Origin of the sequence: Campylobacter sp. RM12654 (assembly GCF_020137585.1) — a bacterium.
Taxonomy (GTDB): domain Bacteria; phylum Campylobacterota; class Campylobacteria; order Campylobacterales; family Campylobacteraceae; genus Campylobacter_E.
The window spans coordinates 1-1,310 of sequence record NZ_JACGAR010000061.1; the positions used below are offsets into that span (position 1 = coordinate 1).

Sequence of the window (1,310 nt, forward strand, 5' to 3'; positions counted from 1 at the left end):
GAAAAATATTTGTGTTTTATGAAAGCTTTTTTGAATTATTTAAGTAAATAATGAAAATAAAAAAGGAATTTAAAATAGGAATTTCGTTTGTTTGAAATACTAGAAAATACTTAAACAAACGAAATTTAGTGATTATTTACCTAACTTATCGCAACCTTCAAACATATTTTCTTGCTCTTTTACATTACTCATATCAAAATTAGGTTTATGCGTTAAACTAGAGCAGTTATTAAACATATAATTCATATTTGTTACATTACTTGTATTAAAGTTTAAAGGTTGATTGAAATTTTCACAACCACCAAACATCCCACTCATATCAGTTACATTACTAGTATTAAAATTTAAAGTTTGATTAAAGTTTTTGCACTTATAAAACATATTACTCATATCAGTTACATTTCTTGTATCAAAGTTTAAAGGTTGGTTGAAATCAGAACAATTAGAAAACATATAACTCATATCAGTTACATTACTAGTATTAAAACTTAAAGGCTGATTGAAGTTTTCGCATTTGTTAAACATCCGACTCATATCACACACATTGCCTGTATCAAAGTTTAAAGGCTGATTAAAATTAAAACAATATCTAAACATAGAATCCATATTAGTTACATTACTTGTATCAAAGCTTAAAGGCTGATTAAAATTATAACAGCCATAAAACATAGCACTCATATTTACTACATTGCTTGTATTAAAATCTAGATGTTGATTAAAATTTTTACACTCAGCAAACATATCACTCATATCAGTTACATTACTAGTATTAAAACTTAAAGGCTGATTGAAATTTTCGCATTTGCTAAACATAGAATCCATATTAGTTACATTGCTTGTATCAAAGCTCAAAGCTTGGTTAAAATTAAAACAATCTTCAAACATATAACTCATATCAGTTACATTACTAGTATTAAAATTTAAAGCTTGATTGAAATTATAACAATCTTTAAACATAGATTTCATGCTAATCACTTTTAAAGTATTAAAATTTAAAACTTGGTTAAAATTTATGCAAGTATTAAACATAAAACACATGTTAGTTACATTGCTTGTATCAAAGTTTAAAGTTTGATTAAAGTTTTTGCACTTATAAAACATAAAACTCATATCAATTACATTTGATGTATTAAAGTTTAAAGGCTGATTAAAATTAAAACAATCATAAAACATAGAATCCATCTTAGTTACATTTGATGTATCAAAGTTTAAAGCTTGATTGAAATTATAACAATTTCTAAACATTTCACTCATATCGTACACATTGCTTGTATCCCAAGTATTTATACCACTAAAATCTTTTCTATTAC

1 protein-coding gene is annotated in these 1,310 nt (G+C 24.6%); it reads right to left on the bottom strand.

Features of this window, described 5'->3' with window-relative positions; genetic code table 11:
- Positions 1-132: 132 nt before the first annotated feature.
- A partial coding sequence (locus AVBRAN12654_RS09305) for a BspA family leucine-rich repeat surface protein (RefSeq protein WP_336614376.1) occupies positions 133-1,310 on the bottom strand: 1,178 nt, incomplete at its 5' end.